General features: G+C 63.8%; 26 protein-coding genes. 7 read left to right on the forward strand and 19 right to left on the reverse strand.

Annotated elements, in window-relative coordinates; translation table 11 throughout:
- Nucleotides 1-59: 59 nt before the first annotated feature.
- Both QOS90_RS03405 and QOS90_RS03410 read right to left on the reverse strand, forming a co-directional pair.
- Nucleotides 60-692 carry a TetR family transcriptional regulator gene (locus QOS90_RS03405; protein ID WP_027592554.1) on the reverse strand — a complete coding sequence of 211 codons (633 nt, stop codon included), beginning with the start codon at nt 690-692 and terminating at the stop codon, nt 60-62.
- Between the two features lie 124 nt (nt 693-816).
- The gene (locus QOS90_RS03410) at nt 817-1,224 is read right to left on the reverse strand and encodes a hypothetical protein (RefSeq protein ID WP_027592555.1); all 408 of its coding nucleotides are present in this window, start codon (nt 1,222-1,224) and stop codon (nt 817-819) included.
- Nucleotides 1,225-1,563: 339 nt separating this feature from the next.
- Here QOS90_RS03410 and QOS90_RS03415 point away from each other — a divergent pair, with 339 nt between their 5' ends.
- The gene (locus QOS90_RS03415) at nt 1,564-3,630 is read left to right on the forward strand and encodes an AsmA family protein (RefSeq protein WP_027592556.1); all 2,067 of its coding nucleotides are present in this window, start codon (nt 1,564-1,566) and stop codon (nt 3,628-3,630) included.
- A 116-nt stretch (nt 3,631-3,746) separates the two neighbouring features.
- On the opposite strand, the gene QOS90_RS03420 is transcribed toward QOS90_RS03415, so the two are convergent.
- Both QOS90_RS03420 and osmE read right to left on the reverse strand, forming a co-directional pair.
- On the reverse strand, nt 3,747-4,277 hold the full coding sequence (locus tag QOS90_RS03420; protein ID WP_027592557.1) for a ferritin-like domain-containing protein: 531 nt from the start codon (nt 4,275-4,277) through the stop codon (nt 3,747-3,749).
- 48 nt (nt 4,278-4,325) lie between these two features.
- A complete protein-coding gene (gene osmE, locus QOS90_RS03425; RefSeq protein ID WP_027592558.1) occupies nt 4,326-4,667 on the reverse strand; it encodes an osmotically-inducible lipoprotein OsmE in 342 nt (113 codons plus the stop codon).
- A gap of 123 nt (nt 4,668-4,790) precedes the next feature.
- Between osmE and QOS90_RS03430 the strand changes: the two genes are divergently transcribed.
- The gene (locus tag QOS90_RS03430; RefSeq protein ID WP_027592559.1) at nt 4,791-5,681 is read left to right on the forward strand and encodes an esterase/lipase family protein; all 891 of its coding nucleotides are present in this window, start codon (nt 4,791-4,793) and stop codon (nt 5,679-5,681) included.
- Here QOS90_RS03430 and QOS90_RS03435 read toward each other — a convergent pair.
- Complete coding sequence (locus tag QOS90_RS03435; protein ID WP_027592560.1) at nt 5,662-6,555, reverse strand: DMT family transporter; 894 nt, start codon at nt 6,553-6,555, stop codon at nt 5,662-5,664. The two genes, QOS90_RS03430 and QOS90_RS03435, sit on opposite strands and share 20 nt — an antisense overlap.
- 189 nt (nt 6,556-6,744) lie before the next feature.
- On the opposite strand from QOS90_RS03435, the gene QOS90_RS03440 reads away from it, so the two are divergent.
- The 3 genes from QOS90_RS03440 (at nt 6,745) to QOS90_RS03450 (ending at nt 8,966) form a co-directional block, all read left to right on the forward strand.
- Nucleotides 6,745-7,533, forward strand: coding sequence for an AraC family transcriptional regulator (locus QOS90_RS03440; protein WP_027592561.1), 789 nt, complete (start codon nt 6,745-6,747; stop codon nt 7,531-7,533).
- Between the two features lie 63 nt (nt 7,534-7,596).
- Nucleotides 7,597-7,887 (forward strand): PsiF family protein, encoded by a 291-nt coding sequence (locus QOS90_RS03445; protein WP_085272320.1) that lies wholly within the window; start codon nt 7,597-7,599, stop codon nt 7,885-7,887.
- 71 nt (nt 7,888-7,958) lie between these two features.
- Nucleotides 7,959-8,966 (forward strand): AI-2E family transporter, encoded by a 1,008-nt coding sequence (locus QOS90_RS03450; RefSeq protein ID WP_027592563.1) that lies wholly within the window; start codon nt 7,959-7,961, stop codon nt 8,964-8,966.
- A 126-nt stretch (nt 8,967-9,092) separates the two neighbouring features.
- Here the strand turns inward: QOS90_RS03450 and QOS90_RS03455 are convergent, their stop codons facing one another.
- Complete coding sequence (locus QOS90_RS03455; RefSeq protein WP_085272321.1) at nt 9,093-10,364, reverse strand: Hsp70 family protein; 1,272 nt, start codon at nt 10,362-10,364, stop codon at nt 9,093-9,095.
- Between the two features lie 164 nt (nt 10,365-10,528).
- Here QOS90_RS03455 and cbpA point away from each other — a divergent pair, with 164 nt between their 5' ends.
- Entirely contained in the window at nt 10,529-11,485 is a 957-nt protein-coding gene (gene cbpA, locus QOS90_RS03460; RefSeq protein WP_027592565.1) for a curved DNA-binding protein, read from the forward strand.
- A gap of 2 nt (nt 11,486-11,487) precedes the next feature.
- Nucleotides 11,488-11,793 carry a chaperone modulator CbpM gene (locus tag QOS90_RS03465; protein ID WP_027592566.1) on the forward strand — a complete coding sequence of 102 codons (306 nt, stop codon included), beginning with the start codon at nt 11,488-11,490 and terminating at the stop codon, nt 11,791-11,793.
- Nucleotides 11,794-11,919: 126 nt separating this feature from the next.
- Here the strand turns inward: QOS90_RS03465 and QOS90_RS03470 are convergent, their stop codons facing one another.
- The 13 genes from QOS90_RS03470 to QOS90_RS03530 all read right to left on the reverse strand — a co-directional run bounded on the left by QOS90_RS03470 (nt 11,920) and on the right by QOS90_RS03530 (nt 25,869).
- Complete coding sequence (locus QOS90_RS03470; RefSeq protein ID WP_027592567.1) at nt 11,920-12,435, reverse strand: GNAT family N-acetyltransferase; 516 nt, start codon at nt 12,433-12,435, stop codon at nt 11,920-11,922.
- A gap of 31 nt (nt 12,436-12,466) precedes the next feature.
- Nucleotides 12,467-13,165 (reverse strand): urea ABC transporter ATP-binding subunit UrtE, encoded by a 699-nt coding sequence (gene urtE / locus QOS90_RS03475; protein WP_027592568.1) that lies wholly within the window; start codon nt 13,163-13,165, stop codon nt 12,467-12,469.
- A gap of 146 nt (nt 13,166-13,311) precedes the next feature.
- The gene (urtD, locus tag QOS90_RS03480) at nt 13,312-14,169 is read right to left on the reverse strand and encodes an urea ABC transporter ATP-binding protein UrtD (RefSeq protein WP_085272322.1); all 858 of its coding nucleotides are present in this window, start codon (nt 14,167-14,169) and stop codon (nt 13,312-13,314) included.
- A complete protein-coding gene (gene urtC, locus QOS90_RS03485; protein WP_027592570.1) occupies nt 14,166-15,245 on the reverse strand; it encodes an urea ABC transporter permease subunit UrtC in 1,080 nt (359 codons plus the stop codon). The genes urtD and urtC overlap by 4 nt, the downstream gene beginning before the upstream one ends.
- Entirely contained in the window at nt 15,245-16,732 is a 1,488-nt protein-coding gene (urtB, locus tag QOS90_RS03490; protein WP_085272323.1) for an urea ABC transporter permease subunit UrtB, read from the reverse strand. Before urtB ends, urtC begins: the two co-directional genes overlap by 1 nt.
- A 140-nt stretch (nt 16,733-16,872) precedes the next feature.
- Nucleotides 16,873-18,138 carry an urea ABC transporter substrate-binding protein gene (gene urtA, locus QOS90_RS03495; RefSeq protein ID WP_085272324.1) on the reverse strand — a complete coding sequence of 422 codons (1,266 nt, stop codon included), beginning with the start codon at nt 18,136-18,138 and terminating at the stop codon, nt 16,873-16,875.
- Between the two features lie 188 nt (nt 18,139-18,326).
- Nucleotides 18,327-19,733 carry a D-serine/D-alanine/glycine transporter gene (cycA, locus tag QOS90_RS03500; RefSeq protein WP_027592573.1) on the reverse strand — a complete coding sequence of 469 codons (1,407 nt, stop codon included), beginning with the start codon at nt 19,731-19,733 and terminating at the stop codon, nt 18,327-18,329.
- A gap of 151 nt (nt 19,734-19,884) precedes the next feature.
- Nucleotides 19,885-21,252, reverse strand: a complete 1,368-nt coding sequence (locus QOS90_RS03505; RefSeq protein WP_085272325.1) for a PepSY-associated TM helix domain-containing protein — start codon at nt 21,250-21,252, stop codon at nt 19,885-19,887.
- Nucleotides 21,253-21,310: 58 nt separating this feature from the next.
- Nucleotides 21,311-23,377, reverse strand: coding sequence for a TonB-dependent copper receptor (locus QOS90_RS03510; protein ID WP_085272326.1), 2,067 nt, complete (start codon nt 23,375-23,377; stop codon nt 21,311-21,313).
- Nucleotides 23,378-23,443: 66 nt separating this feature from the next.
- Entirely contained in the window at nt 23,444-23,875 is a 432-nt protein-coding gene (locus QOS90_RS03515; RefSeq protein WP_085272327.1) for a DUF2946 domain-containing protein, read from the reverse strand.
- A gap of 23 nt (nt 23,876-23,898) precedes the next feature.
- Entirely contained in the window at nt 23,899-24,384 is a 486-nt protein-coding gene (locus QOS90_RS03520) for a copper chaperone PCu(A)C (protein WP_085272328.1), read from the reverse strand.
- Nucleotides 24,385-24,430: 46 nt separating this feature from the next.
- Entirely contained in the window at nt 24,431-24,820 is a 390-nt protein-coding gene (locus QOS90_RS03525) for a DUF2946 domain-containing protein (RefSeq protein WP_085272329.1), read from the reverse strand.
- 194 nt (nt 24,821-25,014) lie between these two features.
- Nucleotides 25,015-25,869, reverse strand: coding sequence for an SPFH domain-containing protein (locus QOS90_RS03530; protein ID WP_027592579.1), 855 nt, complete (start codon nt 25,867-25,869; stop codon nt 25,015-25,017).

Below are 25,869 nucleotides of genomic sequence, written 5' to 3' on the forward strand. Positions count from 1 at the left end.
TCTTCGCGGGCAAGCCCGCTCCCACAGGTGCCCGCGAAGAAGCCCGTGTAGCCAACAGATCAGCTCGGGTTACCCAAGCCCTGCCAATGGCGTGCGCCGACGAAGATGAAGCGCAGCTGCTGGGTGATCTTTTCCTGCGCGGTCAGGGCCTGTGGATAACCCGCGTCGGGGCTGTCGATCAGCTCCGGCAGGGTAGCAAACACGGTCTTCACCACCAGGTCGGCCATCACCGCCAGTGCCGCAGCGTCCAGGTGCTGCCAGCGCTTCATGCGCGCCAGGTCGGTGGCCAGGTCGTCGCTGATGTCCTGGCGCAGGCGGGCAATCGCCTGGCGGACCGCCTGCGAGCCCCCGTATTGCTCACGGGCCAGGAACAGGAACTGGGCGCGGTGGGCGGCGACCACGTCGAGGAAGATGCGTACCGAGGCGTCGGTAATGCCACCAAACTCGAATTCGTTCTGGCGCACCAGGCGGATGGTCTGGCGGAAGGTGGTATCGACCTCGGCCACCAAGGCCAGGCCCAGTGCGTCCATGTCGGGGAAGTGCCGGTAGAAACCGGTCGGTACGATACCCGCCGTTTTCGCCACTTCGCGCAGGCTGATGCTGCCGAAACCACGGCCACTCTCCATGAGCTGGCAGGCGGCATCGAGCAGGGCCTGGCGGGTCTGTAGCTTCTGTTCGGCGCGCGGCAGCATGGGGGCAGGATTCTGTGTCGGTCGAGGCTGGGCACTCTAGTTAAAAAAACGAAGCCCGGTCAATGGACCGGGCTTGGAGGTGAGCAGGCAATGTGCTGCAGGTTGTTCTTTTCGGCCATGGCGATCAGCTCACACGGCTGAGTTCAACCAGGCGATCCGAGCCACCTTCAGCTACGCGGCCACTGCGTTCGATCAAGCGGTCGGCACCGCCTTCGGCGACTTGGCCAGCACGCTCGATCAGGCGATCGGAACCACCTTCGGCAACCCGGCCAGTGCGTTCGATCAGGCGGTCGGAACCACCTTCGGCTACGCGGCCAGTGCGTTCGATCAGGCGATCGGAGCCACCTTCGGCTACGCGGCCAGTGCGTTCGATCAAGCGATCCGAACCGCCTTCGGCAACGGTTTTCAGCGGCTGGGCGATTTCTGCGGCGCTGGAACGTGATTCGGCGGTCAGGTGCTGTTCAGCGGCCGGCAGGGCAAAAGCGTTGGCAGCAAGCAGGGACAGGGTCAGGGTCAGCAGGTGGCGTTTCATGATTTCGGTGCTCCTCTGGGGGGCTGGAAAGTGGGTACGGAGCCAATGCTACGCCCGGGATCGCCAGAGAAAAGTTCATAAGGATAATGGTAACAATCGACAGCATTGATAGAGGCTGGTGAAGGCTCTAGTGCAAGTGTCTTGAGGTGGGTGGTGGCTTTTTGACTTCACGCTTTAGGGCTAGGGTAACGCCCTTGCCCAGCGCAAATGCTGAACAAGAAGCCAGGAAAAACTTCGCTATCATGGCGCCACGGATAAAACCCAGCGGGTTTTCATCAGTCCGAGTTAATGAGTGCCATCGGCGCCCGCTTTGTGCCATGCCGTCAGGAGAATCACGCAATGACGCGACCCGCCAGAATGCTCGTCTGGACCCTTGCCACCCTGTTGACCCTCGTGGCGATACTAGTGGTGGTAATCGCCACCTTCGACTGGAACCGCGTCAAGCCGTTGCTCAACGAGAAGGTATCCGAAGCCCTGCACCGGCCGTTCGCGATCAATGGCAACCTTGCCGTGCAGTGGCGCACCGAACCTGACGAAGGTGGTTGGCGCGCCTGGGTGCCCTGGCCGCACTTCATTGCCGAGGACCTGACCTTGGGCAACCCCGATTGGCTCAAGGAGCCGAAAATGGTTGGCCTCGAGCGGGTGGAGTTCCGCCTGGCGCCGCTGCCGCTGGTGTTCCAGCAGATTGTCATCCCCCGCATCAACCTGACCAAACCGACGGCCAGCCTCACTCGCCTGGCCGACGGACGCGCTAACTGGACCTTTGACTTAGGCCCCAAAGACGAAAACGCGGAACCCTCGAAATGGCAGTTGGACATCGGGGCGATCGGTTTTGACCAAGGCAACGTCAGCCTCGATGACCAGACCCTGAAGACCAGCATGAAGGTGCAGGTCGACCCGCTGGGCAAGCCGATCCCGTTCAGCGACATCGTCGGCAAGGCGCGTGCCGAAAAAACCGGCGGCGCCCAGGACTACGCGTTCGGCTTCAAGGCCCAAGGCCGCTACAAGGGCCAGCCAGTGTCCGGCACCGGCAAGATCGGTGGCCTGCTGGCGCTGCAGGACGCCAGCCAACCGTTCCCGTTGCAGGCCGATGTGCGCATTGCGGATACCCACGTGGTGCTCGCCGGTACCCTGACCGACCCGCGCAACCTCGGCGCGCTCGACCTGCGCCTGCGCCTGTCCGGCAATAGCCTGGGCAACCTTTACCCGTTGACCGGCGTGACCCTGCCGGACACTCCGGCTTATGCCACCGACGGCCACCTCAGCGCCAACCTGCATGCCGAGCAAGGCGCCACGTTCAATTACCAAGGGTTCAACGGCAAGATCGGCGACAGCGACATCCACGGCGACTTGGCCTTCGTGGCCAGCCAGCCACGGCCCAAACTCTCTGGCAAGCTGGTTTCCAACCAGCTGTTGTTCAAGGACCTGGCGCCGCTGATCGGTGCCGACTCCAACGCCGAGCAGAAGGCCCGCGGCGGGGCCAGCAAGCAGCCGACGGGCAAAGTGCTGCCGGTGGAGGAATTTCGCACCGACCGTTGGCGCGCCATGGACGCCGATGTCGAATTTGCCGGCAAGCGCATCGTCCACAGTGAGCAATTGCCGTTCAACGACCTGTCTGCCCACGTGATTCTCGAAGACGGCCTGCTGCGCATGGCACCGCTGCGCTTTGGCGTGGCCGGCGGCAACCTGGCTTCCAGGATCCGCCTGGATGGCCGCAGCGTACCCTTGCAAGGCCGTGCACAGCTGACTGCGCGGGGCTTCAAGCTCAAGCAACTGTTCCCCACCTTCGCACCGATGCAGACCAGTTTTGGCGAGCTGAACGGCGATGCCGACATCACCGGCCGCGGCAACTCGGTGGCGGCACTGCTGGGCACGGCCAATGGCGACCTGCGCATGTTGATCAACGATGGTGCAGTGAGCCGCAGCCTGATGGAAATCGCCGGGCTGAACGTGGGCAACTACGTGATTGGCAAGTTGTTCGGTGACGAGGACGTGCAGATCAACTGCGCGGCGGCCGATGTCGGCATCAAGGATGGGCTGGCGACGACACGCCTGTTCATCTTCGATACCGAGAACGCGATTATCTACATCAACGGCACGGCGAACTTTGCCAGCGAGCAGCTTGACCTGAAGATCACCCCGGAGTCGAAAGGGCTGCGGCTGTTCTCGCTGCGTTCGCCTTTGTACGTGCGCGGGCCCTTTGCCAAGCCCAGTGCCGGGGTGCAGGCAGTGCCATTGGCGTTGCGTGGCGCGGGGATGGTGGCGTTAGGGGTGGTTGCGGGGCCGGCGGCGGGGTTGCTGGCATTGATCGCGCCGAGCAGTGGGGATGAGCCTAATCAGTGCACGCCGTTGTTGCAGCAGATGAGGGCGGGCAAGGCGCCGACTGAGGTGAAAGGCAAGAAATGAGTGAAGGGGGCTGCGTTGCAGCCCATTCGCGGCACAAGGCCGCTCCTACAGGAGATCGCATTCCCCTGTAGGAGCGGCCTTGTGCCGCGAATGGGCTGCAACGCAGCCCCGTGCGATTACAGCCCTTGCAGCAAATCGGACATATCGTCCGCGTGCTCTTCTTCCTGCGCCAGGATGTCTTCAAAAATACGGCGCGTGGTCGGGTCGCTATCACCAATGTACTGAATGATCTCGCGGTAGCTGTCGATCGCAATGCGCTCGGCCACCAGGTCTTCAAGCACCATTTCTTTCAAGTTGCTACCTGCCACGTATTGGGCATGGGAGTTCTTGGTCAGGTTGTCCGGGTTGAAGTCCGGCTCGCCACCTAGCTGGACAATCCGCTCGGCCAACTTGTCGGCATGCTCGGCTTCCTGGTTGGCATGCTCCAGAAACTCTTCGGCTGCCACGCTGGCCTTGATACCGCTGGCCATGAAGTAGTGACGCTTGTAACGCAGCACGCAGACCAATTCGGTGGCCAGCGACTCGTTGAGCAGGCGCAGGATCTCGGTACGGTCGGCGTGGTAACCCTCGGTCACCGCGCCTTGCTCCACGTGCTGGCGGGCACGTTCGCGCAGGGTTTTCACATCGGTCAGTTCAACGTTGCTCATGGTTATCTCCAAACGAATCAGGACGGGGGGTCAAGTGGTAACGAAGGCTCACGCGCCGTGGACGGCGTCGCTGTCCTCTTGTCGTTGTTTGCACGTCTTGAAGCCCTTGGCGTCGACATGCCCGGTGGCGTCGAAACGCACGTAGTAGGGCTGCTGCTTGCCGTCGCGGTTGAGGATGTAGTCGTTGCAGGTGCCCCCGTGCGGCAGGTCGATCACGTTCGACGGGCTGCCGCCGATGGCAATGACCTTCTGCATGGTCATGCCGTGCTCGACCTGCTTGACCAACGGTTCGTCACGGTAGGTGACGTAATCCACCGGGTTTTCCGGGCGGCTGCCGCAGGCGGCCAGGGTTGCACTGGCCAGAAGGATTGCCAGGGTCTGCTTGTACATGGTCCCGCTCCTTGCTCAAGGGTCTGTTCTGGTTTGGAACCGCACGGCGCGCCAGGAGTTCGATTGCGATGGTCATCGAAGCCGCTGTAGTGTGGGCCGTCGTCCACGGAGAGGGGCAGGGCAATGGGGCAGGAACTGGCTACGCGATACCCTGTGGTGCTGGTGCCGGGCATGCTCGGCTTCGTGCGGGTACTGCTTTATCCCTACTGGTTCGGGATCGTGCCGGCCTTGCGCAAGGGCGGCGCGCAGGTGCATGCCGTGCAGGTGTCGCCGTTGCATTCCAGCGAAGTGCGCGGCGAGCAGTTGCTGGCGATCATCGAAGGCATCTGCCAGCGCAGCGGCGCGGCCAAGGTCAACCTTATCGGCCACAGCCAAGGCGCCTTGGATGCGCGCTATGCGGCCGCCAAACGGCCCGACCGGGTGGCTTCGGTGACGTCGGTGGCGGGGCCCAACCATGGCTCCGAACTGGCTGACCACCTGGAACGCACTGCGCCTGGCGATTCACCCCAAGGGCGCATCCTCAAGGCGGTGCTGCATGGCGTGGCAGTGCTGCTGGTGTGGCTGGAAACCGGCTGGCGGCGCGACCCGCTGCCCATCGATGTACACGCCTCGCACCAGTCGCTGACCAGCGCCGGGGTGGCGCTGTTCAACCAGGCTTATCCACAGGGCCTGCCCGATACCTGGGGCGGTGAAGGGCCCGCGCAGGTCAACGGCGTGCGCTACTACTCCTGGTCAGGCACCTTGCAGCCTGGCCTGACTGACCAAGGGCGCAACCGCTTTGACGGCAGCAACCGCTTCTGCCGCTTGTTCGCCCGCAGCTTCGTCAAGGAAAAGGGCCACTGCGACGGCATGGTCGGGCGTTTCAGCTCGCACCTGGGGCAGGTGATCGGCGATGACTACCCGCTCGATCACCTGGACATCGTCAACCAGTCGCTGGGGGCAGTCGGCAAGGGCGCCGAACCGGTGCGGCTGTTCACCGAACACGCCGCCCGGCTCAAAGCTGCGGGGCTATGACGCGGCGGCGCACCGGTGTGGTCCAGCGTTCGGCAAGGATCACCCCGGCCAGGGTCAGCAGGCCGCCGATCAGGTGATAGCAGGCCAGTTGTTCATCCAGCACCACGGCGGCGATCAGCGCGGTGACCAGCGGCAGCAGGTTGAAGAACAGCGTGGTACGGCTTGGCCCCAGGCGGTGCACGGCCTGCATCCATACCAGCGGCGCGATCATCGAAGCCAGCACGCAGGCGTACAGCACCAGGCCGACGTTGTGGGTGTTCAGGCCGGTCTTGTCCGACAGCAGGAACAACGGCAGCAGCACGATGATAGCCACCAGCACCTGCAGGTACAGCAGCTGCAAGGGCGGCAGGCGCAATTGCCATTTCTTCAGCAGGAAGCTGTACAGCGCGTAGGCCAGGGTGGCCACCAGCATCAGCAGGTCGCCGCTGTTCAGGCCCTGTTCCAGCAGCGCCCCGGGGTGGCCGGCGGAGACCACCTCGAGCACGCCGAAAAACGACACCAGGGCGCCGATCAAGGCGCCGAAGGTCAGGCGCTGGCCGAGCCAGGCGATGGACAGGGCCAGCGACATCAACGGCATCAGCGAGAGAATGATGCCCATGTTGGTGGCGCTGGTGATGCTGGCGGCGAAGTACGCCAGGCTCTGGTACAGGGCCATGCCCAGCACGCCGAGGACGAAGACCTTGCCCAGGTGCGGTCGGATGGCGGCGCGGTTGCGCCACACGGCCGGTAGCAGGAAGGGGGTGAACAGCAGGCCGGCCAGCAGCCAGCGATAGAAGCCGATCTCTGCAGGGTGGATGGCACCGGCCGACAGCTTGGTGACGACGGTGTTGCCAGCCCAGATGAGGATGGCGAGCAGGGGGAAGGTGTAGTTCATGTCGCGGTTACTCGGTTTGGCAAGGTTAGGCCTGCTTTGCAGCGCGCAGTTTGCAGGCAGCGCTGCACCTGTAGGAGCGGGCTTGCCCGCGAAGGCCTGCACAACAGGCCCCGATAGCCCGCTATTATCCGCTGTCTGTCCGCAAGCCTATACTTGTATCCAGACAACCCACCCTTTGAAGCAGACAGCATGCCGCGCAAATACCTCGACATCCCCGGTTTCGACCAACTTCCGGCGCCGGTGTACTTCCGCCATGACGAATTTGGCGCCGACACCCACAGCGCGCCACACCGCCACACCTGGGGCCAACTGAACTACGCGGCCCACGGCGTCATGCACCTGGACGTCGAAGGCCAGCGCTTTCTCTCGCCGCCGCACTACGCCGTCTGGGTGCCGCCGGGCACCGAGCATGGCTGTTACAACCCCCAGGCCATCGTCTACCGCTCGGTCTACCTGGCGCGCAGCCTGTGCGCCGACCTGCCGCAACAACCGTGCAGCCTGGTCATCAGCGACATCCTCAAGGCCATTCTTGGCGACTTCGCCCGGCGTGACCTGAAGGTGGCGCAAGATGAACGCGACCAGCGCCTGGTGCAGGTACTGCTCGACCAGTTGCTGCTGGCCCCGACCCAAACCTGCTACCTGCCCTTCGCCCGCAGCGAGGGCCTGGGCCAGGTGCTCGACGCCTTGAGCCACGCCCCGGGTGACAACCGCCCGCTGGCCGATTGGGCCGCGCAGGTGCATGTCAGCGAACGCACGCTGGCCCGCCAGTTTCTTCGCGAACTGGGCATCAGTTTCGGTGAATGGCGCCTGCGCCTGCGCTTTTTACGCGCCATCGAGGCGCTGGAAGCGGGCTTGCCGATTCAGGCCATTGCCTTCGACCTCGGCTACAGCAGCGGCTCGGCCTTCATCGCCATGTTCCAGCGCCAGGCCCACTGCACACCGGAGCAATACCGGCGCCAGTCGCGGGCTGAGCTGTAAAAATTCTTGTCTACACTCAGTGGCACCACCGCGCATCGGGCGCGGAAACAGGGAGACCACTCCATGAAGCTGTTGCAAATGCCACTGCTGGTGTTGGCTGTGTTGTTCAGCGCGCAAGGGTTCGCCGCCACCGCGCAACAGGAAAAGATGACCTCGTGTAACGCCGACGCCGACGCCACCGCCAAGGCGCTCAAGGGCGACGAACGCAAGGCGTTCATGAGCAACTGCCTGAAGAAGAGCGTGCCTGCCACCCAGCAGGAAAAGATGAAGACCTGCAACGCCGACGCCAGCACCAAGGCACTCAAGGGTGATGAGCGCAAAGCGTTCATGAGCGACTGCCTGAAGAAGAAATGACCTGCGCCTATGCCTGTAGGACGAAGGCTGGCAGACTGCGGGTCTTTTCCGTTGTCTGCCCCTGAGGCTGTATGACTTTCACCCCCCGCCAGGTCACCCTGGCCAGCTGGATCATCGTGTTTGCCGGCCTGCTGCTGGCGTTGCCCCTGAAGTTGCTGCCGAGCCTGCTTGCCGGTTTGCTGGTGTTCGAACTGGTCAATATGCTGACGCCACGGCTGCAGCCGCTGATCGCCGGGCAACGTGCGCGTTGGCTGGCCGTGGCCCTGCTCGGCACGTTGGTGGTCACCACCCTGACCCTGCTGATCGCCGGCGCGTTCAGCTTCCTGCTGCACGAGGCAGAAAACCCCGGGGCTTCGCTGGACAAGTTCATGGCCCTGGTCGAGCGGGCGCGTGGGCAGTTGCCGCCGTTCATCGAAGGCTACCTGCCGGCCAGTGCCGCCGAGTTCAAAGTGGCCATCGGTGACTGGCTCAAAAGCCACCTGGGTGAGCTGCAACTGGTGGGCAAGGGCATGGCGCACATGTTCGTCACCTTGCTGATCGGCATGATCCTCGGCGCCATCGTTGCCCTGCAGCGCATCCCTGACATCTCGCGGCGCAAGCCGTTGGCGGCAGCGCTGTTCGAGCGCCTGAACCTGCTGGTACAGGCGTTTCGCAACATTGTCTTCGCGCAGATCAAGATTTCGCTGCTCAACACCACCTTCACCGGCATCTTCCTGGCCGTGGTGCTGCCGCTGTTCGGTGTGCACCTGCCGCTGACCAAGACGCTGATCGTGCTGACCTTCCTGCTCGGGCTGCTGCCGGTGATCGGCAACCTGATGTCCAACACCCTGATCACCATTGTCGGGTTGTCGTTGTCGATCTGGGTGGCGCTGGCGGCGTTGGGTTATCTGATCGTCATCCACAAGGTCGAGTATTTCCTCAACGCGCGGATCGTCGGCGGGCAGATCAGTGCCAAGTCGTGGGAACTGTTGCTGGCGATGCTGGTGTTCGAGGCGGCCTTCGGCTTGCCGGGGGTGGTGGCGGGGCCGATCTACTATGCCTACCTGAAGAGTGAGCTGCGGCGGGTGGAGCTGGTCTGATCTCCTGCGCCGGCCTCTTCGCGGGGCAAGCCCGCTCCCACAGGATTACCTACAGCACAGCGGCAATGGTGATCCTGTGGGAGCGGGCTTGCCCGCGAAGAGGCCAGCGCAGGCTATAGAGGTTTATCAGATCGAGCCGTAGCGCTTACGCGCCTCGATCGCCAACCCGCTACCAATGCTGCCGAAGATGTTGCCTTCCACATGCCGGGCATTGGGCAGCATCGCCGCCACGCTGTTACGCAGCGCCGGAATCCCGCTCGAACCCCCGGTGAAGAACACGGTATCCACCTGCCCTTCGCTGACGCCCGCCTTGTTCAGCAGCTCGCTGACGCTGCCGCGCACGCGCTCCAGCAGGCCTTCGATCGCTGCTTCGAACACGGCACGGGTCAGTTCCGCTGTCAGCTCCGGCTCTACCCGGCGCAGGTCGATATGGCGGCTGTCGTGCTCGGTCAGCTCGATCTTGCTGGCTTCCACTTCCATCGCCAGCCAGTGGCCGGCGCGCTGTTCGATCAGCTTGAACAGGCGGTCGATGCCCAGGGTGTCTTCGATGTCGTAGCGCATGTTGCCCAAGGCCAGCTGCGACTTCTGCGAATACAGGGCGTTGATCGTGTGCCAGGTGGCCAGGTTGAGGTGATAGCTGGTCGGCATCAGCGCACCGCTCTTCATCCGGCTGCCATAGCCGAACAGCGGCATCACGCCCTGCAGGCTCAGTTGCTTGTCGAAGTCGGTACCGCCAATGTGCACGCCGCCGGTGGCGAGAATGTCGCTTTGGCGTTCTGCCACCAGGTGGCGCTCGGGCGACAGGCGGATCAGGGTAAAGTCGGAGGTACCACCGCCGATATCGACGATCAGTACCAACTCTTCACGGCTGATGCTCGACTCGTAGTCGAAGGCTGCGGCAATCGGTTCGTACTGGAACGACACGTCCTTGAAGCCGATCTTGCGTGCCACGTCGGCCAAGGTGTCCTCGGCCTCCTGGTCGGCGGCCGGGTCTTCATCGACGAAAAACACCGGACGGCCCAGCACCACCTGGTCGAAGCTGCGCTCGGCGGCGGTTTCAGCGCGCTTTTTCAGCTCGCCGATAAACATGCCCAGCAGGTCCTTGAACGGCAGGGCGCTGCCCAGCACGCTGGTGTCGTGCTTGATCAGCTTGGAGCCGAGCAGGCTCTTGAGCGAGCGCATCAGGCGGCCTTCGTAGCCTTCCAGGTATTCGTGCAACGCCAGGCGACCATACACCGGGCGACGCTCCTCGATGTTGAAGAAGACCACCGAAGGCAGGGTGATCTTGCCGTCTTCCAGGGCGATCAGCGACTCAGTACCAGGGCGGTGCCAGCCGACCGTGGAGTTAGAGGTGCCAAAGTCGATGCCCAGGGCGCGGGCCGGGGATACGTCAGACATGGGAAAAGGGCTTCCGGAGGCAAAACGGCCGCGCAGTTTATGCCAGTTGGCAAGAGAATCAAGACCAGTCGTCTGCCATGCAGCAATCCCAAGTGGGCCTTGAAAGGCTATGCTTGACCCCTATCTTCAGTTGCAACACGCAATTTCACATTGGTGATCCACAGATGGACTTCAAAGACTATTACAAGATACTCGGCGTAGAGCCCACGGCGGATGACAAGGCGATCAAGGCCGCGTACCGCAAGCTGGCGCGCAAGTATCACCCCGATGTCAGCAAGGAGCGCGACGCCGAGGACAAGTTCAAAGAGGCCAACGAGGCCTACGAAGTGCTGGGCGACGCGCAGAAACGTGCCGAATTCGACGAAATCCGCAAGTACGGCGGCCAGCATGGCCGGCCGTTCCAGGCGCCGCCGGGCTGGGAAAACCGGGGCGGTGGTGCGGGCGGTGGTTTCGAAGGCGGCGACTTCTCCGACTTCTTCAGCTCGATTTTTGGCGCGCGCGGGGGCAACCCCTTTGGTGGCGCCCGGCAACAGCGCAGTGCAGGCAGGCGAGGGCAGGACGTGGAGCTGGAACTGGCGGTTTTCCTTGAGGAGACCCTGAGCAAGGAATCCAAGCAGATCAGCTTCCAGGTGCCGCAAACCAATGCCGCCGGGCAGCGCACCGGGTTCACCACCAAGACCCTGAACGTCAAGATCCCTGCCGGGGTGACCGACGGCGAGCGCATTCGCCTCAAGGGCCAGGGTGCGCCGGGCAGTGGCGGCGGGCCCAATGGCGACCTGTTCCTGACCATCCGCATGGCACCGCATCCGCTGTTCGATGTCGAAGGTCATGACCTGATCATCACCGTGCCGTTGGCACCGTGGGAGGCTGCGCTGGGCACCAAGGTGGCGGTGCCGACCCTGGACGGCAAGATCAACCTGACCATCCGCCCCGACAGCCAGAGCGGCCAACGCCTGCGGGTACCGGGCAAGGGCCTGGCCAACAAGCAGGGCGAGCGCGGCAACCTCTACGCGCAGCTCAAAGTGGTTATGCCGACGGCATCCGACGAGTCTACCCGTGAACTGTGGGCCAAGCTTTCCGAGAAGGCCGCATTCAACCCGAGGGCACAATGGAGTAAGTGATCATGAGCAGCACCTTGATCGTTCAACTGGACATGCGCACCCTCTGCCAGGAGGCCGATATTACGGCCGACTACGTGATCGAAATTGTCGAACACGGCATCGTCGAACCCTCTGGGCGAACGCCCGAGGATTGGTTGTTCGACGATCAGGCGCCGCTGTTGGCCAAGCGTGCGGCGAAGCTGCACCAAGAGTTGGAACTGGAGTGGGAAGGCGTGGCGCTGGCGCTGGAGCTGCTGCAGGAAGTGCAGCAGTTGCGCAGTGAGAACAGCATGCTGAAGCAGCGGTTGGGCAGGTTTATCCAGATGTGAAGGTTGCAGGCCCGGCCTCTTCGCGGGTAAACCCGCTCCCACAAGTACGGTACTGGCCTCAGGCCCTGCATGGTCCCTGTGGGAGCGGGTTCACCCGCGAAAAGGCCAGTACTGCCAACATCACTCTCAGGTTGGATCGGCACCCAGGTTCAGCACCAGTTGCATGAAGGTCAGGTCCAGCCAGCGGCCAAACTTCACCCCCACCTGCGGCATCTGCCCGGTCACCACGAAGCCCAACCGCTCATGCAGGCGTACCGACGCCGCATTGCCACTTTCGATCGCTGCCACCATCACGTGCTTGCCACAGCCCCGCGCACGCTCGATCAATGCGGCCATCAACACCGGCCCCAAACCCTTGCCGCGCTGGTCGCCACGGATATACACCGAGTGCTCGACGGTATGGCGAAAACCCTCGAACGGCCGCCAGTCGCCGAACGATGCATACCCCAGCACGCCGGTCTCATCCACTGCCACCAGGATCGGGTAGCCCTGTTGTGCCCTGGCCTCGAACCAGGCCTGGCGGTTGGCCAGGTCCACCGGGGTTTCGTTCCAGATCGCCGTGGTGTTGCGCACGGCGTCGTTGTAGATGTCGAGGATGCCCGGCACGTCGGAGGGCAAGGCGTCGCGGATTTCGTGGCTCATTGCAGCGTCTCACAAGGTCGATGGGCGCAGATTAAATGGTTACCAGCCCGCGTACACCCTCGGCTTGCATGTTTTCACCACGCCCACGCTGGATGATTTCGCCACGCGCCATCACCAAGTACTGGTCGGCCAGTTCCTCGGCAAAGTCGTAGAACTGCTCGACCAGCAGGATGGCCATGTCGCCACGCTCGGCCAGGCGCCGGATGACCGCGCCGATTTCCTTGATCACCGAGGGCTGGATGCCTTCGGTGGGCTCGTCGAGGATCAACAGGCGCGGGCGGCTGGCCAGGGCACGGCCAATGGCCAGTTGTTGCTGCTGGCCCCCGGACAAGTCGCCGCCGCGGCGTTGTTTCATCTGTTCCAGTACCGGGAACAGCTCGTAGATGAAGGCGGGCACTTCGCGGGCCTCGCGGGCGGGAAAGCGCGACAGGCCCATCAGCAGGTTTTCTTCCACGGTCAGCCGCGGGAAGATTTCCCGGCCTTGCGGCACGTAGGCGATGCCGGCGTGGACCCGTTGCTGGGGCTTGAGCGTGGTGATCGGCTTGCCTTCCCATTCGACGCTGCCTTCGCGGGCGGCGACCAAGCCCATCAGGCAGCGCAGCAGGGTGGTCTTGCCCACGCCGTTGCGGCCCAGCAGGCAGGTGACTTCGCCGACCTTGGCTTCGAAGGACAGGCCGCGCAGGATGTGGCTGCCGCCGTAGTATTGGTGCAGGGTGTCAATCTTGAGCATGTCATGTCCCTGAGTTTTTGTTGTGGCTGCACCGGCCCCTTCGCGGGGCAAGCCCGCTCCCACAGGTTCACCACAGTTTTCGGATGGAGTGATTCCCCTGTGGGAGCGGGCTTGCCCCGCGAAGAGGCCGGTGCAGGCTGTTTGAATCATCGGCCCAGGTACACCTCGACCACCCGCTCATCCGCCTGCACCTGCTCCAGCGACCCCTCCGCCAGCACGCTACCTTGGTGCAGCACGGTCACATGGTCGGCAATGCTCCCGACAAACCCCATGTCGTGCTCCACCACTATCAGCGAATGCTTGCCGGCCAGGCCCTTGAACAGTTCGGCGGTGAACTCGGTCTCGGCGTCGGTCATGCCGGCCACCGGTTCATCGAGCAGCAGCAGTTGTGGTTCTTGCACCAGCAACATGCCGATCTCCAGGAACTGCTTCTGGCCGTGAGACAGCAGCCCCGCCTGGCGCTGCGCCAGGGATTGCAGGCGCAAGGTGGCGAGCACCTCGTCGATGCGCTGCTGTTGCTGACCACTCAACCGCGCGGCCAGGCTGGCCCACACCGACTTGTCAGTCTTCAGGGCCAGCTCCAGGTTCTCGAACACGGTCAGTGCTTCGAACACCGTCGGCTTCTGGAACTTGCGGCCGATGCCGGCCTGGGCGATCTGGTATTCGCTCATGCGGGTCAGGTCGAGGGTGTCGCCAAAAAACGCGCTGCCGGTGTCGGGGCGGGTCTTGCCGGTGATTACGTCCATCATCGTGGTCTTGCCAGCGCCGTTGGGGCCAATGATGCAGCGCAGTTCACCGACGCCGATGTACAGGTTGAGCGCGTTGAGGGCCTTGAAACCATCGAAGCTGACGCTGATGTCTTCCAGGCTCAGCACCGTGCCATGGCGGGTGTCCAGGCCCGCTGTACGGCGGCTGCCCAGGCCGATGGCGTCGCGGCCGGCGCCGAGGTTGTCGAACACCGGCTCAAGCATGAATTCTGGATGCACAGGGGGCACGCCTCTCATGGTTGGCTCCTTTTCTTCAACAGACCGACCACGCCCTTGGGCAGGTACAGGGTGACGAGAATGAACAGCGCACCGAGGAAGAACAGCCAGAACTCCGGGAAGGCCACGGTGAACCAGCTCTTCATGCCGTTGACCAGGCCAGCGCCGAGCAGCGGGCCAATCAACGTGCCACGCCCGCCAAGGGCGACCCACACGGCGGCTTCGATGGAGTTGGTCGGCGACATCTCGCTGGGGTTGATGATGCCCACCTGAGGCACGTACAGCGCACCGGCAAGGCCGCACAGCACGGCGCTCAGCACCCACACGAGCAGCTTGAAGCCGCGTGGGTCGTAGCCGCAGAACATCAGGCGGTTTTCGGCGTCGCGCACGGCGGTGAGCAGGCGGCCGAATTTGCTTTGGGTCAGGCGCCAACACAGGTACAGGCTGGCCAGCAGCAGGCCGACAGTGAGCAGGAACAGCACCGCACGGGTGCCTTGCGCGGCGATGTCGAAGCCCAGGATGGTGCGGAAGCTGGTGAAGCCGTTGTTGCCGCCAAACCCGGTTTCGTTGCGGAAGAACAGCAGCATGCCGGCAAAGGTCAGGGCCTGGGTCATGATCGAGAAGTACACGCCCTTGATCCGCGAACGGAAGGCGAAAAAGCCGAACACCAGCGCCAGCAGGCCCGGCGCCAGCACCACCAGGCACAGCGCCCAGGCAAAATGCTGAGTACCGGCCCAGTACCAAGGCAGTTCGGTCCACGACAGGAAGGTCATGAAACCCGGCAGCCCGTCCCCGGCGGCCTGGCGCATCAGGTACATGCCCATGGCGTAGCCGCCGAGGGCGAAGAACAGGCCGTGGCCCAGCGACAGCAGCCCGGCATAGCCCCAGACCAGGTCCAGGGCCAGGGCGACGATGGCATAGCAGAGGATCTTGCCGACCAGTGTCAGGGTGTAGGCCGAAACCTGCAGGGCATGGTCCGCCGGCAACAACGACAGCAGCGGCAGGGCCAGCAACAGCAGGACGACGACAGCGCCGATGGCCAGCGACAGGCGCGGCCCGGCTTTTTGCGAAGCGGTGACAAGCAGTGGCTGGTTCATCAGTCGATTACCCGTCCCTTGAGGGCGAACAGGCCTTGCGGGCGCTTCTGGATGAACAGAATGATCAACGCAAGGATGAGGATCTTGCCAAGCACCGCACCGATCTGTGGCTCCAGCAGCTTGTTGGCGATGCCGAGACCGAAGGCGGCCCAGAGGCTGCCAGCCAGTTGCCCGACGCCGCCGAGCACCACCACCAGGAACGAGTCGATGATGTAGCTCTGGCCAAGGTCCGGGCCAACGTTGCCGACCTGGCTCAAGGCCACGCCACCCAGCCCGGCGATGCCCGAGCCCAGGCCAAAGGCGAGCATGTCGACGCGCCCGGTGGACACGCCACAGCAGGCGGCCATGTTGCGGTTCTGGGTCACTGCGCGCACGTTAAGGCCAAGCCGCGTGCGGTTGAGCAGCAGCCAGGTGAGCAGTACCACGGCGAGGGCGAAGCCGATGATCACCAGGCGGTTGTACGGCAGCACCAGGTTGGGCAGCAGTTGAACACCCCCGGATAACCACGCCGGGTTGCTGACTTCGACATTCTGCGCGCCGAACAGCAGGCGGATGGCCTGGATCAGAATCAGGCTGATCCCCCAGGTCGCCAACAAGGTTTCCAGTGGGCGGCCGTAAAGGTGACGGATCACCGTGCGCTCCAGCGCCATGCCGACCCCGGCGCTGACGGCGAAGGCCACGGGCAGGGCGATCAGTGGGTAGAACTCGATCGCGCCGGGGGCGTAACGCTGCAGCAGCACCTGGACCATGTAGGTGCTGTAGGCCCCGAGCATGAGCATCTCGCCATGGGCCATGTTGATCACCCCGAGCAGGCCGAAGGTAATCGCCAGGCCCAGGGCTGCCAGCAGCAGGATCGAACCCAGCGACAGGCCGCTGAAGGCTTGGCCGAGCAGTTCGCCGACCATGAGCTTGCGTTTGACCTGGGCCAGGCTGGTTTCAGCGGCCGTGCGCACGGCGGCGTCGCTTTCGACGCCGGGCTGCAGCAGCGCTTCCAGGCGCGTACGGGCGACCGGGTCGCCGGTCTCGCCCAGCAAGCGCACGGCGGCCAGGCGTACGGCAGGTTCGCTGGCACCCAGTTGCAGGTTGGCCAGGGCCAAGCCCAGGGCTGCGTGTACGGCTGCGTCCGGTTCGCTGGCAAAGCGCCGGTCGAGGAAGGCCATCTGTGCGGGTTGCGCGCTCTTTTGCAGTTGCTGGGCAGCGGCCAGGCGAGTGTCGCTGTTGTCGCTGAGCAACTGGTGGCTGGCCAGGGTGTTGTCGATCAGGCTGCGCAGGCGGTTGTTCAGGCGCACCTTGCGGGTGTCGCCCTCGGCGATGCGGCCTTGGCGCAGGTTTTCCAGCAGCGGCAGGCGCGCGGCATCGGGTTGGGCTGCCCAGCCTTCGAGCAGGCGGGCTTGCTCGGCGGGCTTGGCGGTGAGGAAGAATTCGCCCTCGCTGGCCTGGGTGGCCAGGGGCATTAACAGGAGAAGGGTGAGCAGGAGTCTAAGCATGCGAGCAATCCTGGATTACAGCGGTGGATTCTTCGCGGGTAAACCCGCTCCCACAGGTACGGCGCAAGGGCTGGATCGTGCGCGGTCCCTGTGGGAGCGGGTTCACCCGCGAATGGGCCGCAAGGCGGCCCCAATGGCACTCAGTTACCTTTCACCGCATAGTCAGGGCGTTTGTCGTTGCCCGGAATGAACGGGCTCCAAGGCTGTGCCCGCAGCGGCTGCTCGGTTTCCCAAACCACACTGAACTGCCCGTCATCCTGGATTTCGCCGATCATCACCGGCTTGTGCAGGTGGTGGTTGGTCTTGTCCATGGTCAGGGTGAAGCCGGACGGTGCCTGGAAGCTCTGGCCAGCCAGTGCCTCGCGCACCTTGTCGACATCGGTGGACTTGGCTTTTTCAGCCGCCTGCGCCCACATGTGAATGCCCACATAAGTGGCTTCCATTGGGTCGTTGGTCACCGCCTTATCGGCGCCCGGCAGGTTCTTGGCCTTGGCGTAGGCCTTCCAGTCGGCGACGAACTTCTGGTTGACCGGGTTATCCACCGACTCGAAGTAGTTCCACGCGGCCAGGTGGCCCACCAGCGGCTTGGTGTCGATGCCGCGCAGTTCTTCCTCACCCACCGAGAACGCCACCACGGGCACGTCGGTGGCTTTCAGGCCTTGGTTGGCCAGCTCTTTGTAGAACGGCACGTTGGAGTCGCCGTTGACGGTGGAGATGACCGCCGTCTTGCCGCCCGCGGAGAACTTCTTGATGTTGGCGACAATGGTTTGGTAATCGGCGTGGCCGAACGGGGTGTAGACCTCTTCGATGTCCTTGTCGGCCACGCCCTTGCTGTGCAGGAAGGCGCGCAGGATCTTGTTGGTGGTGCGCGGGTAGACGTAGTCGGTGCCCAGCAGGAAGAAGCGCTTGGCGCTGCCGCCTTCTTCGCTCATCACGTATTCCACGGCGGGGATGGCCTGCTGGTTAGGCGCAGCGCCGGTGTAGAACACGTTCGGCGACATCTCTTCACCTTCGTACTGCACCGGGTAGAACAGCAGGCCGTTGAGCTCCTCGAACACCGGCAGCACCGATTTGCGCGACACCGAGGTCCAGCAGCCGAACACCACGGCGACCTTGTCCTGGGTCAGCAGCTGGCGGCTCTTTTCGGCGAACAGTGGCCAGTTGGACGCTGGGTCGACCACCACCGCTTCGAGCATCTTGCCGTTCACACCGCCCTTGGCGTTGATCTGTTCGATGGTCATCAGCGCCATGTCCTTGAGCGACGTTTCGGAAATGGCCATGGTCCCGGACAGCGAATGCAGGATGCCGACCTTGATGGTCTCGGCGGCCTGGATGCTCCAGCTAAGACCCATCGCCGCAATCGATGCGCTGAGGGTAAAGGCCTTGATCAGACTGCGACGCTTCATGTGCTCTCTCCGCTGAGATTTTTTATGGTGTTGGCCAAGCGGGAGGGGCGTTGCAAGGGGTGTGCCGAGTGGCGGAAGGTGCGTAATAGAGGGGGTGTGCGAGGTGTTGGGGCGTTTGCAAGGTCCAGGTTGGTGCCGTGCAGATGTGTGTGCACAGGATTGGGGCTGCAAAGCAGCCCCATGCGGCATCAGCCGTTACGCACCGCCGTGCGCGGATGGCGTTTGCTGCGCACACCCTGGTAGGTCACTGCCAGCAGCACGAACCAGATTGGCGTCACCAGCAGCGCTGCGCGGGTGTCGTCTTCCAGGCTCAGCAGCACCAGAATGCCGGCAAAGAACACCAGGCACACGTAGCACATGAAGCGCCCGCCGGGCATTTTGTACTTCGACGCCTGGTGCAGTGCGGCGCGGCGTTTGCGGTAGCTGAGGTACGACAGCAGGATCAGCGTCCAGACGAACATGAACAGCACCGCCGACACCGTGGTGACCAGGGTGAACGCCTCGACCACATCGGGCACCAGGTAGATCAGCACCGCGCCCAACAGCAGGCAGGTGCACGAGAAGTACAGGCCGTTGGCCGGCACGGCGCGCCGCGACAGCTTCTCGAACGCGCGGGGGGCATCGCCTTCCTGGGCGAGGCCGAACAGCATGCGGCTGGTAGAGAACACGCCACTGTTGGCCGACGAGGCGGCCGAGGTCAGCACCACGAAGTTGATGATGCTGGCCGCCGCTGGCAGGCCGGCCAGCACGAACAGTTCGACGAATGGGCTCTTGCCTGGCACCACATCGCGCCACGGGGTCACGGCCATGATCGCGATCAGCGCCAGCACGTAGAACACGATGATACGGATCGGGATCGAGTTGATCGCCCGTGGCAAGGTGCGTTCGGGGTTCTTCGCTTCCGCGGCGGTGGTGCCGACCAGCTCGATACCGACGAAGGCGAACACGGCAATCTGGAAGCCGGCGAAGAAGCCCATCAGGCCATTGGGGAACATACCGCCGTCATTCCACAGGTTGGCCAGTTGCGCGGTGCGCCCGCTCGGCGATTCGAAGCCGCTGATGACCATGTACAGGCCGGTGGCGACCAGGCCGAGGATGGCGACGATCTTGATCAGCGCGAACCAGAACTCGAGCTCGCCGAACATCTTCACGGTAACCAGGTTCAGCGACAGCAGCACCGCCACGCAGGTCAGCGCGGGTATCCACTGCGGCAGGTCGGGGAACCAGAATTGCGTGTAGGCGGCAATCGCGACCACGTCGGCGATACCGGTGACTACCCAGCAGAACCAGTAGGTCCAGCCAGTGAAGTAGCCGGCCCAGGGGCCGAGCAGGTCGGCCGAGAAGTCGATGAACGACTTGTAGTTGAGGTTCGACAGCAGCAGTTCGCCCATGGCGCGCATGACGAAGAACAGCATGAAGCCGATGATCATGTAGACGAAGATGATCGACGGGCCGGCGAGGCTGATGGTCTTGCCCGAGCCCATGAACAGGCCGGTGCCGATCGCGCCACCGATGGCGATGAGCTGAATGTGACGGTTGGTCAGGTTGCGCTGCAGATGCTGCTCTTCAGCGGGCGGGGAAGAGGTCCGGGTCATTGGCTGCATTCCATTGAGGGTCAGTCTTTTTGTGAAAGCCGAGTAGGCTAACACGGGCGTCCCAATTCGGGGCGCGACAGATCGACACGACCTTTGCGGTGCAGCGTTGTACCTGTTGCCCGCGAAGAGGCCCGTAAGGTCACAGCAAGGATCAGGCGCTGGCCAGCACTCCGCGCCTGCGCACCACCAGGCTATCGACCAGCCACATCACCACCATCGACACCCCCACCAGCGGGAACATCACCCCCAACACCACCATCACCGCAACCGCCGTCTTCCAGCGCGGCAGGTCATGGCGCAGCGGCGGCACTCCCAGCCCGCCAGCCGGCCGGCGTTTCCACCACATCACCAGGCCACTGACCGAACCCAGCAAGATCATCAGGCACACCAGCAGAATGATGGCCTGGTTGAACGCCCCGAACATCTTGCCCTCATGCAGCATCACGCCCAGCTCGGTGGCACGCGCAACCGGGCTGTAGTCCTGCCAGCGCACGTCGGCCAGCACCTTGCCGGTGTATTGGTCGACATGCAGGGTGGCATCGTTGCGCGGGTCGTCGGCGAATACCGCAACGGTGAACACGCCGTCGGCCGTGGTCGGCAAGGTGATGCTGTAGCCCGGTTCGACCTGGCGCGCAGTGGCGATGTCCTCGACCTGCTGCAGGCTCACCTGCGGCGCTGCCGGGGCATTCGACATCATGTGATGCCCGGCATGTTCGGCATGGGCGCCGGACTGCGGCATGGGGGTGTTTTCCATTGCCCAGGGCACGGTCTGGCGATGGGCGCTGTTGAGCTCACCTGCCTGTTGATCGGACTTGGGTACGTCGTTCCACATCGCGGCCGGGAAGCGGTTCCACAGATCGGCGTATTGCTTGCCCCACAGGCCCGTCCAGGTCATGCCACTGAGCAGCATCAGCAGCAGCAGGGCCGAGCCCCAAAACCCCGTCACCGCATGCAGGTCACGCCACAGCAGCCGACCGCGTGCGGAAAAACGCGGCCACAGCACGCCCGCGCTGTTGCGCCCACGTGGCCACCAGAGGTACAGGCCGGACACCACCAGCACGATGCCCCAGCCTGCTGCCAGCTCCACCAGGCGGTCACCGACCGTGCCGACCATCAGCTCACCGTGCAGGGCACGGGCTATCGCTTGCAGGTTCTGCTTGCCGTCCTGCGCACCGAGCAGCTTGCCGCTGTAGGGGGCGACGAACACGTTCAGTTCACGGCCGCCGTCATGCACCACGAACTGCGCGCTGCGTTCGTCACTCAGGGGCGGCAGGTACTGCCCCACATGGCCTTGCGGATACGCCTGGCGTACCTCGGCCAGCATCACATCCGCGGCCTGTCGGTGATGGCCGGCTTCGACCACCATCAGGTCGCGGTACAGCAGCGGGTCGAGCTGCGGCTTGAACAGGTAGATGATCCCGGTGATCGCCAGCAGGATCATGAACGGGGCGACGAACAGCCCCGCGTAAAAATGCCAACGCCAGGCCAGGTTGTAGAAAGAGATGCGTGTTCCGCGCATGGGAACCTCCTGTTTGACCAGGTGAGGGGCGCGACCGTGGCCGCGCCCGTTGTTGTTGTCAGAAGCTGAAATCGACCTTGGTCCAGAAGGTCCTGCCTGGCTCGTTCACCGGCTGTGGATCTGTGGCCGGGTAGCCGAACCCGGCGTTCCCGGCCAGGTTCAAGTGCTCGGCGTAGGTGTTGTCGAACAGGTTGTCGACCCCTGCGCTGAGCTTGAGGTTGTTGTTCACCTTGTAGGCACCATTGAGCGAGAACACACCAAAGCCCGCGCTCTTTTCGTAGTCCTTGCCGACCACGTTGCCTTGGTTCTCGGCGATGCGGTTTTGCGCGGCCACCAGCCGCCACAGCGCACCCACACTCCAGACGTCGCGGCTGTAGGTCAGGCCCAGGCGGCTTTCCAGGGGCGGCATTTGCGGTAGCGCTTTGCCATCACTGCTGTTCTTGCCCCAAGCGTAGGCCAGGGTAGCGTCGGCCTTCCAGTTTTCGCTGAGCTTGTAGGCCGCGCCCACTTCGCCGCCCATGATGCGGGCGTCGATGTTCTGGGCCTGGGACGTGCTCATGCCCATCATGCCGGTGCGGTAGTCGAACAGGATGTAGTCACGGATCTGCCCGACATAACCCGATGCCCAGGCTTCGAGGCGGGCGTCGCGGTACTGGATGCCGAAGTCGAGCTGGGTGGTCTTTTCTGGCTTGATGCCGTCGAAGGTGTTGGCTGCGCCGGCTGGCGCCAACTTGGGCGAGAACAGCTCCCAGTAGTCGGGGAAGCGCTGGGCGTGGCCGAGGCCGATGTAGGTGGTGGCGGGGATGGCCGCCAGGTCATGTTCGTAACGGACGAAACCGCTGGGCAGGGTGTCTGCGCGGGTGTCGCCTTCGGTGGCGCTGCCTTTACGGAAGTCGCGGGCCGAGGCGCGGTCCAGGCGGGCGCCGGTGATCAACCGGTCCTCGCCACTGACGTACCAAGTCAGCTCACTGAAGGCACCGTAATTGTGGAAATCGGCATCCTTGGTCCAGGCCTGGCCTTTGTGCGCATCGACGCCCATGCCGCCGCGCTGGCGGTGTTCGTTGGTCTGCGCATCGATACCGCTGACCAGTTGCACGTCGGCCCAGCGCCAGGTCGCCTTGACCCTGGCGCCCATCGTGCGGCGGTCGACGTTGCTGACCATCGGCATGCCCATCATGCCGCTGCCCGAGGGCGTGCGCAGGCTGTAGTTGTCCATCACGTGGCCGGCGTAGTTGTAGTAGACCTGTGCCTCGACCTTGTCGAGCACCTCGCCGAGGTTGGACTTCTCGAAGCGCAGCCCAAGGCTTTCACGCTTGAACTGCGAGCCGTCCATGCCGCGCCCGGCATAGCGTGCTTCGCCATCGCCCTTGCCTGCGGTGAGTTCGAGCAGGGTGTCCTGGTCGGGGGTCCAGCCGAGGGTCACATCGCCGTTCCACTTGTCCCAGCGCGAGGGCACGGTGTCATCGTTGCCGTCGTGGTAGTCGTCCGAGCGCGACTGGTTGCCGACGAAGCGGGCGTAGGCCTGGCTGTTGCCTGCCGCAGCGTCCAGCACTTTGTCGAAGCGGCCATTGGAGCCGGCCAAGAGGCTTGCGTTGACGCGGCTGCCGAGGGTGCCGAACTTTTCAGGCTCACGCTCGAAGAGGATGGTGCCGGCCGAGCCGCCAGGCCCCCAGATCACGCTTTGCGGGCCTTTGATCACGGTCAGGCGGTCGTAGGTTTCTGGGGAGATGTACGAGGTGGGGGCATCCATGCGGTTGGGGCAGGCGCCCAGCATGACGCCGCCATTGGTGAGGATGTTCAGGCGTGAACCGAACATGCCGCGCAATACCGGGTCGCCGTTGGTGCCGCCGGAGCGGATGGCCGAGAAGCCGGGGATGGTCTTGAGGTAGTCGGCCCCGTCGCTGGCCGGTACAGGCTGGCGAGGGTCTTTCGGGTTGGTGACCACAGTCAGCGGCGAGCTGGGCGCCACGGCAGTGATCACCGTCGGGCTCAGCTCGGGTGCGTCGTGCGCGTGGTCAGCGTGGCCGAGGTCGCTGGCCAGGGCCACGGGCGCGAGCAGCGAACCGCACACGGCGGCGATGGCCCCACGCAGGGACAGGGCAAAAACAGGGGTGCAGCCGGACATAATGATTCCAGTCGATCAGTCATGAGTGGGCGCGAAGCCTCCTGGCTCCGTGCGAACAATGGTTTTTCAGACGCTGATCGAGGAAGGCGGTGCGCGGCTGCGCGCGCCAGGGAATACAGCCTGCCGGGCATGCCCCTGGTGCGTGGCGGCACTAAGGTGGGTGGTGGGTACTACGATGCTGGCACTGAGCGGGCTGAGGGTTTGTGGCAGTGCGGGGCAGTTGAACAGCAGGCTGCAGTAACCGCACTTTTCCCACATCACATGCAATTGGCCATCGTCACCGTGGCCGTGATGCGAGTCGGCGCCATGCTGATGCCCGGTGGGCATCGACATCTGCATCGGCATGTTCATGCCGGCGTGGTGATCCATCGGCATCGACTGGGAAATCAGCGGTCCGATGAAGATCATCCACATGGCGAACAGGCTCAGCCAACCGCCACCGACGCGCCTGCGTTCAGGGCGGGTGGTACGGCTGAGGCTGTTGCGCGGCAGGCTCATGGCGAGTGCCTGTCAGCTAATGGTCAGTGCGCGTGTTCGTGGGCCTGGGGCGTTCCCGAGGGCGCCTCTTTCTGCACGGCGACTTCGACGGTGACGTCACCGGCTTTTTCAAAATGCAGGGTCAGCGGGAAACGCTTGCCGTCGGTGAGCAGGCTGCGGTCTTTAGGCTGCATCAGCATCACGTGGTAGGCGCTGGGGGCGAAGGTCACATCTTTGCCAGCGGGCACTACTACGTTGGGCACCTGCTGCATCTTCATGGTGCCGCTGGCCGTCATGGCGTGCTCGTGCAATTGAGCGTCGTCGCTGATGGGGCTGTCGACACTGAGCAGGCGATCATCCGCTTGGCCATTGTTGTGCACGACGAAATACGCGGCGACGTTGGGTGCATTCGGTGGCAGTTGCAGCGACCAGGGGTGCGCGATGTGCAGGTCGCCCACGGTGTATTCGTGGGCAGTGGCGAAGGCGCTGGGCAGCAGCAGGGCAGCCACGACGAGAGCGTGCTTGAGCATGGTGAGTCTCCGATCTGTTCAGGTTCAGGCAGACAGCGTGAGCAACTCAGACCAAAGGGGAGGCGCGGGGGTTGAGCGCGGGCCATAGCTGGCGCGGCGTGGGTTGGTAATCGGCAAGCTGCGGCGAGTGCCCGGCGTGCAGGGGCGGCGGGTTATGCAGCTGTGGCGGATAGCCCGGCAAGGCCAGCAGCGGGGCGGCACCGGAGCAACACCAGCAGTTCATCATGCTGGCGCTGTCATCGCTCTGCGGGCCGAGGTCGATCTTGGCCAGGGCCTGGACGTCGACCTTGGCCTTGTTGGCCATGCTGGAACAGAACGCCCCCCACAGCAACTGCTCGGCCGGGCCCTTGGGCGCGGCAGAGGACAGCGGCATGGCCAGCAGGTTGAACAGCACTGCTAGGCAGGCTATCCAGGCAATGTGCCGACGTGGGGGCATGGAGAGATCCGGTCAGGAATCGTGGTGGCTATTGTAAGGCGCAGTATAGGTAAAAAAGGTGGGGTGCGGTGAAGTGACGCAGTTGGCGGGGGTTTTTGGGGCTGCTCTGCAGCCCATTCGCGGTGCAAGCCCGCTCCCACAGGGTGTGGGAGCGGGCTTGCCCCGCGAATGGCCGCAGAGCGGCCCCGGCATTCTCAAACCTTGTTGCGGCCCATCAAGCCGCGCACGGTTTCTTGCAGGTCGGCCGGCAGCACCACGACTTTGGCATTGTCGCTGCTGGCCAGGTTCTCCATCGCGCCGATGTACCGTTCGCCCAGCAAGTACATGGCCGGCACGGTCTCGTTACCCACCGCGTCCTTGACCAGCGAAATCGCCCGCGCCGAAGCCTCGGCCAGGTTGATTTGCGCCTCGGCGTCCAGCTTGGCCGATTGCAGGCGCGCTTCTGCCTCGAGGATCGCGGCCTGTTTGGCACCTTCGGCACGGGTCACGTCGGCTTTACGTTCACGCTCGGCGGCGGCCTGGCGCTCCATGGCCAGTTGCATGTTCTGTGACGGCTTGATGTCCTGGATTTCTACCGAACGCACAGTCACGCCCCAGTCTTCGGTCTGCTCGGACATCGCTTCGCGCAGGCGTGCCTTGATCTGCTCACGGCTGGACAGGGCCTCGTCCAGGTCCATGGCACCGACGATGGCGCGCAGCGAGGTCATGGTCAGGCTGGTGACGGCGAAGGAGAAGTTCTGCACGCCGTAGGAGGCCTTCTGTGGGTCGACCACTTTGGCGAAGCACAGGGCATTGGCGACGATCACCGCGTTGTCTTTGGTGATGATTTCCTGCTCTTGCACATCGAGGATGATGTCTTTGGTGGGCAGGCGATAGGCGACCACGTCCACGTAAGGAATGACGATGTTCAGGCCGGGCTTGAGGGTGTTGTTGTAGCGGCCCAGGCGCTCGACGATCCACTCTTCGCCCTGAGGCACGATACGCACCCCCTTGAACACGGTGATCAGGACGAACAGGGCGAGGGCGCCCACGACGATAAGGCTGGTCAT

This window comes from Pseudomonas sp. LAIL14HWK12:I10, assembly GCF_900184205.1.
Lineage (GTDB): Bacteria > Pseudomonadota > Gammaproteobacteria > Pseudomonadales > Pseudomonadaceae > Aquipseudomonas > Aquipseudomonas kermanshahensis.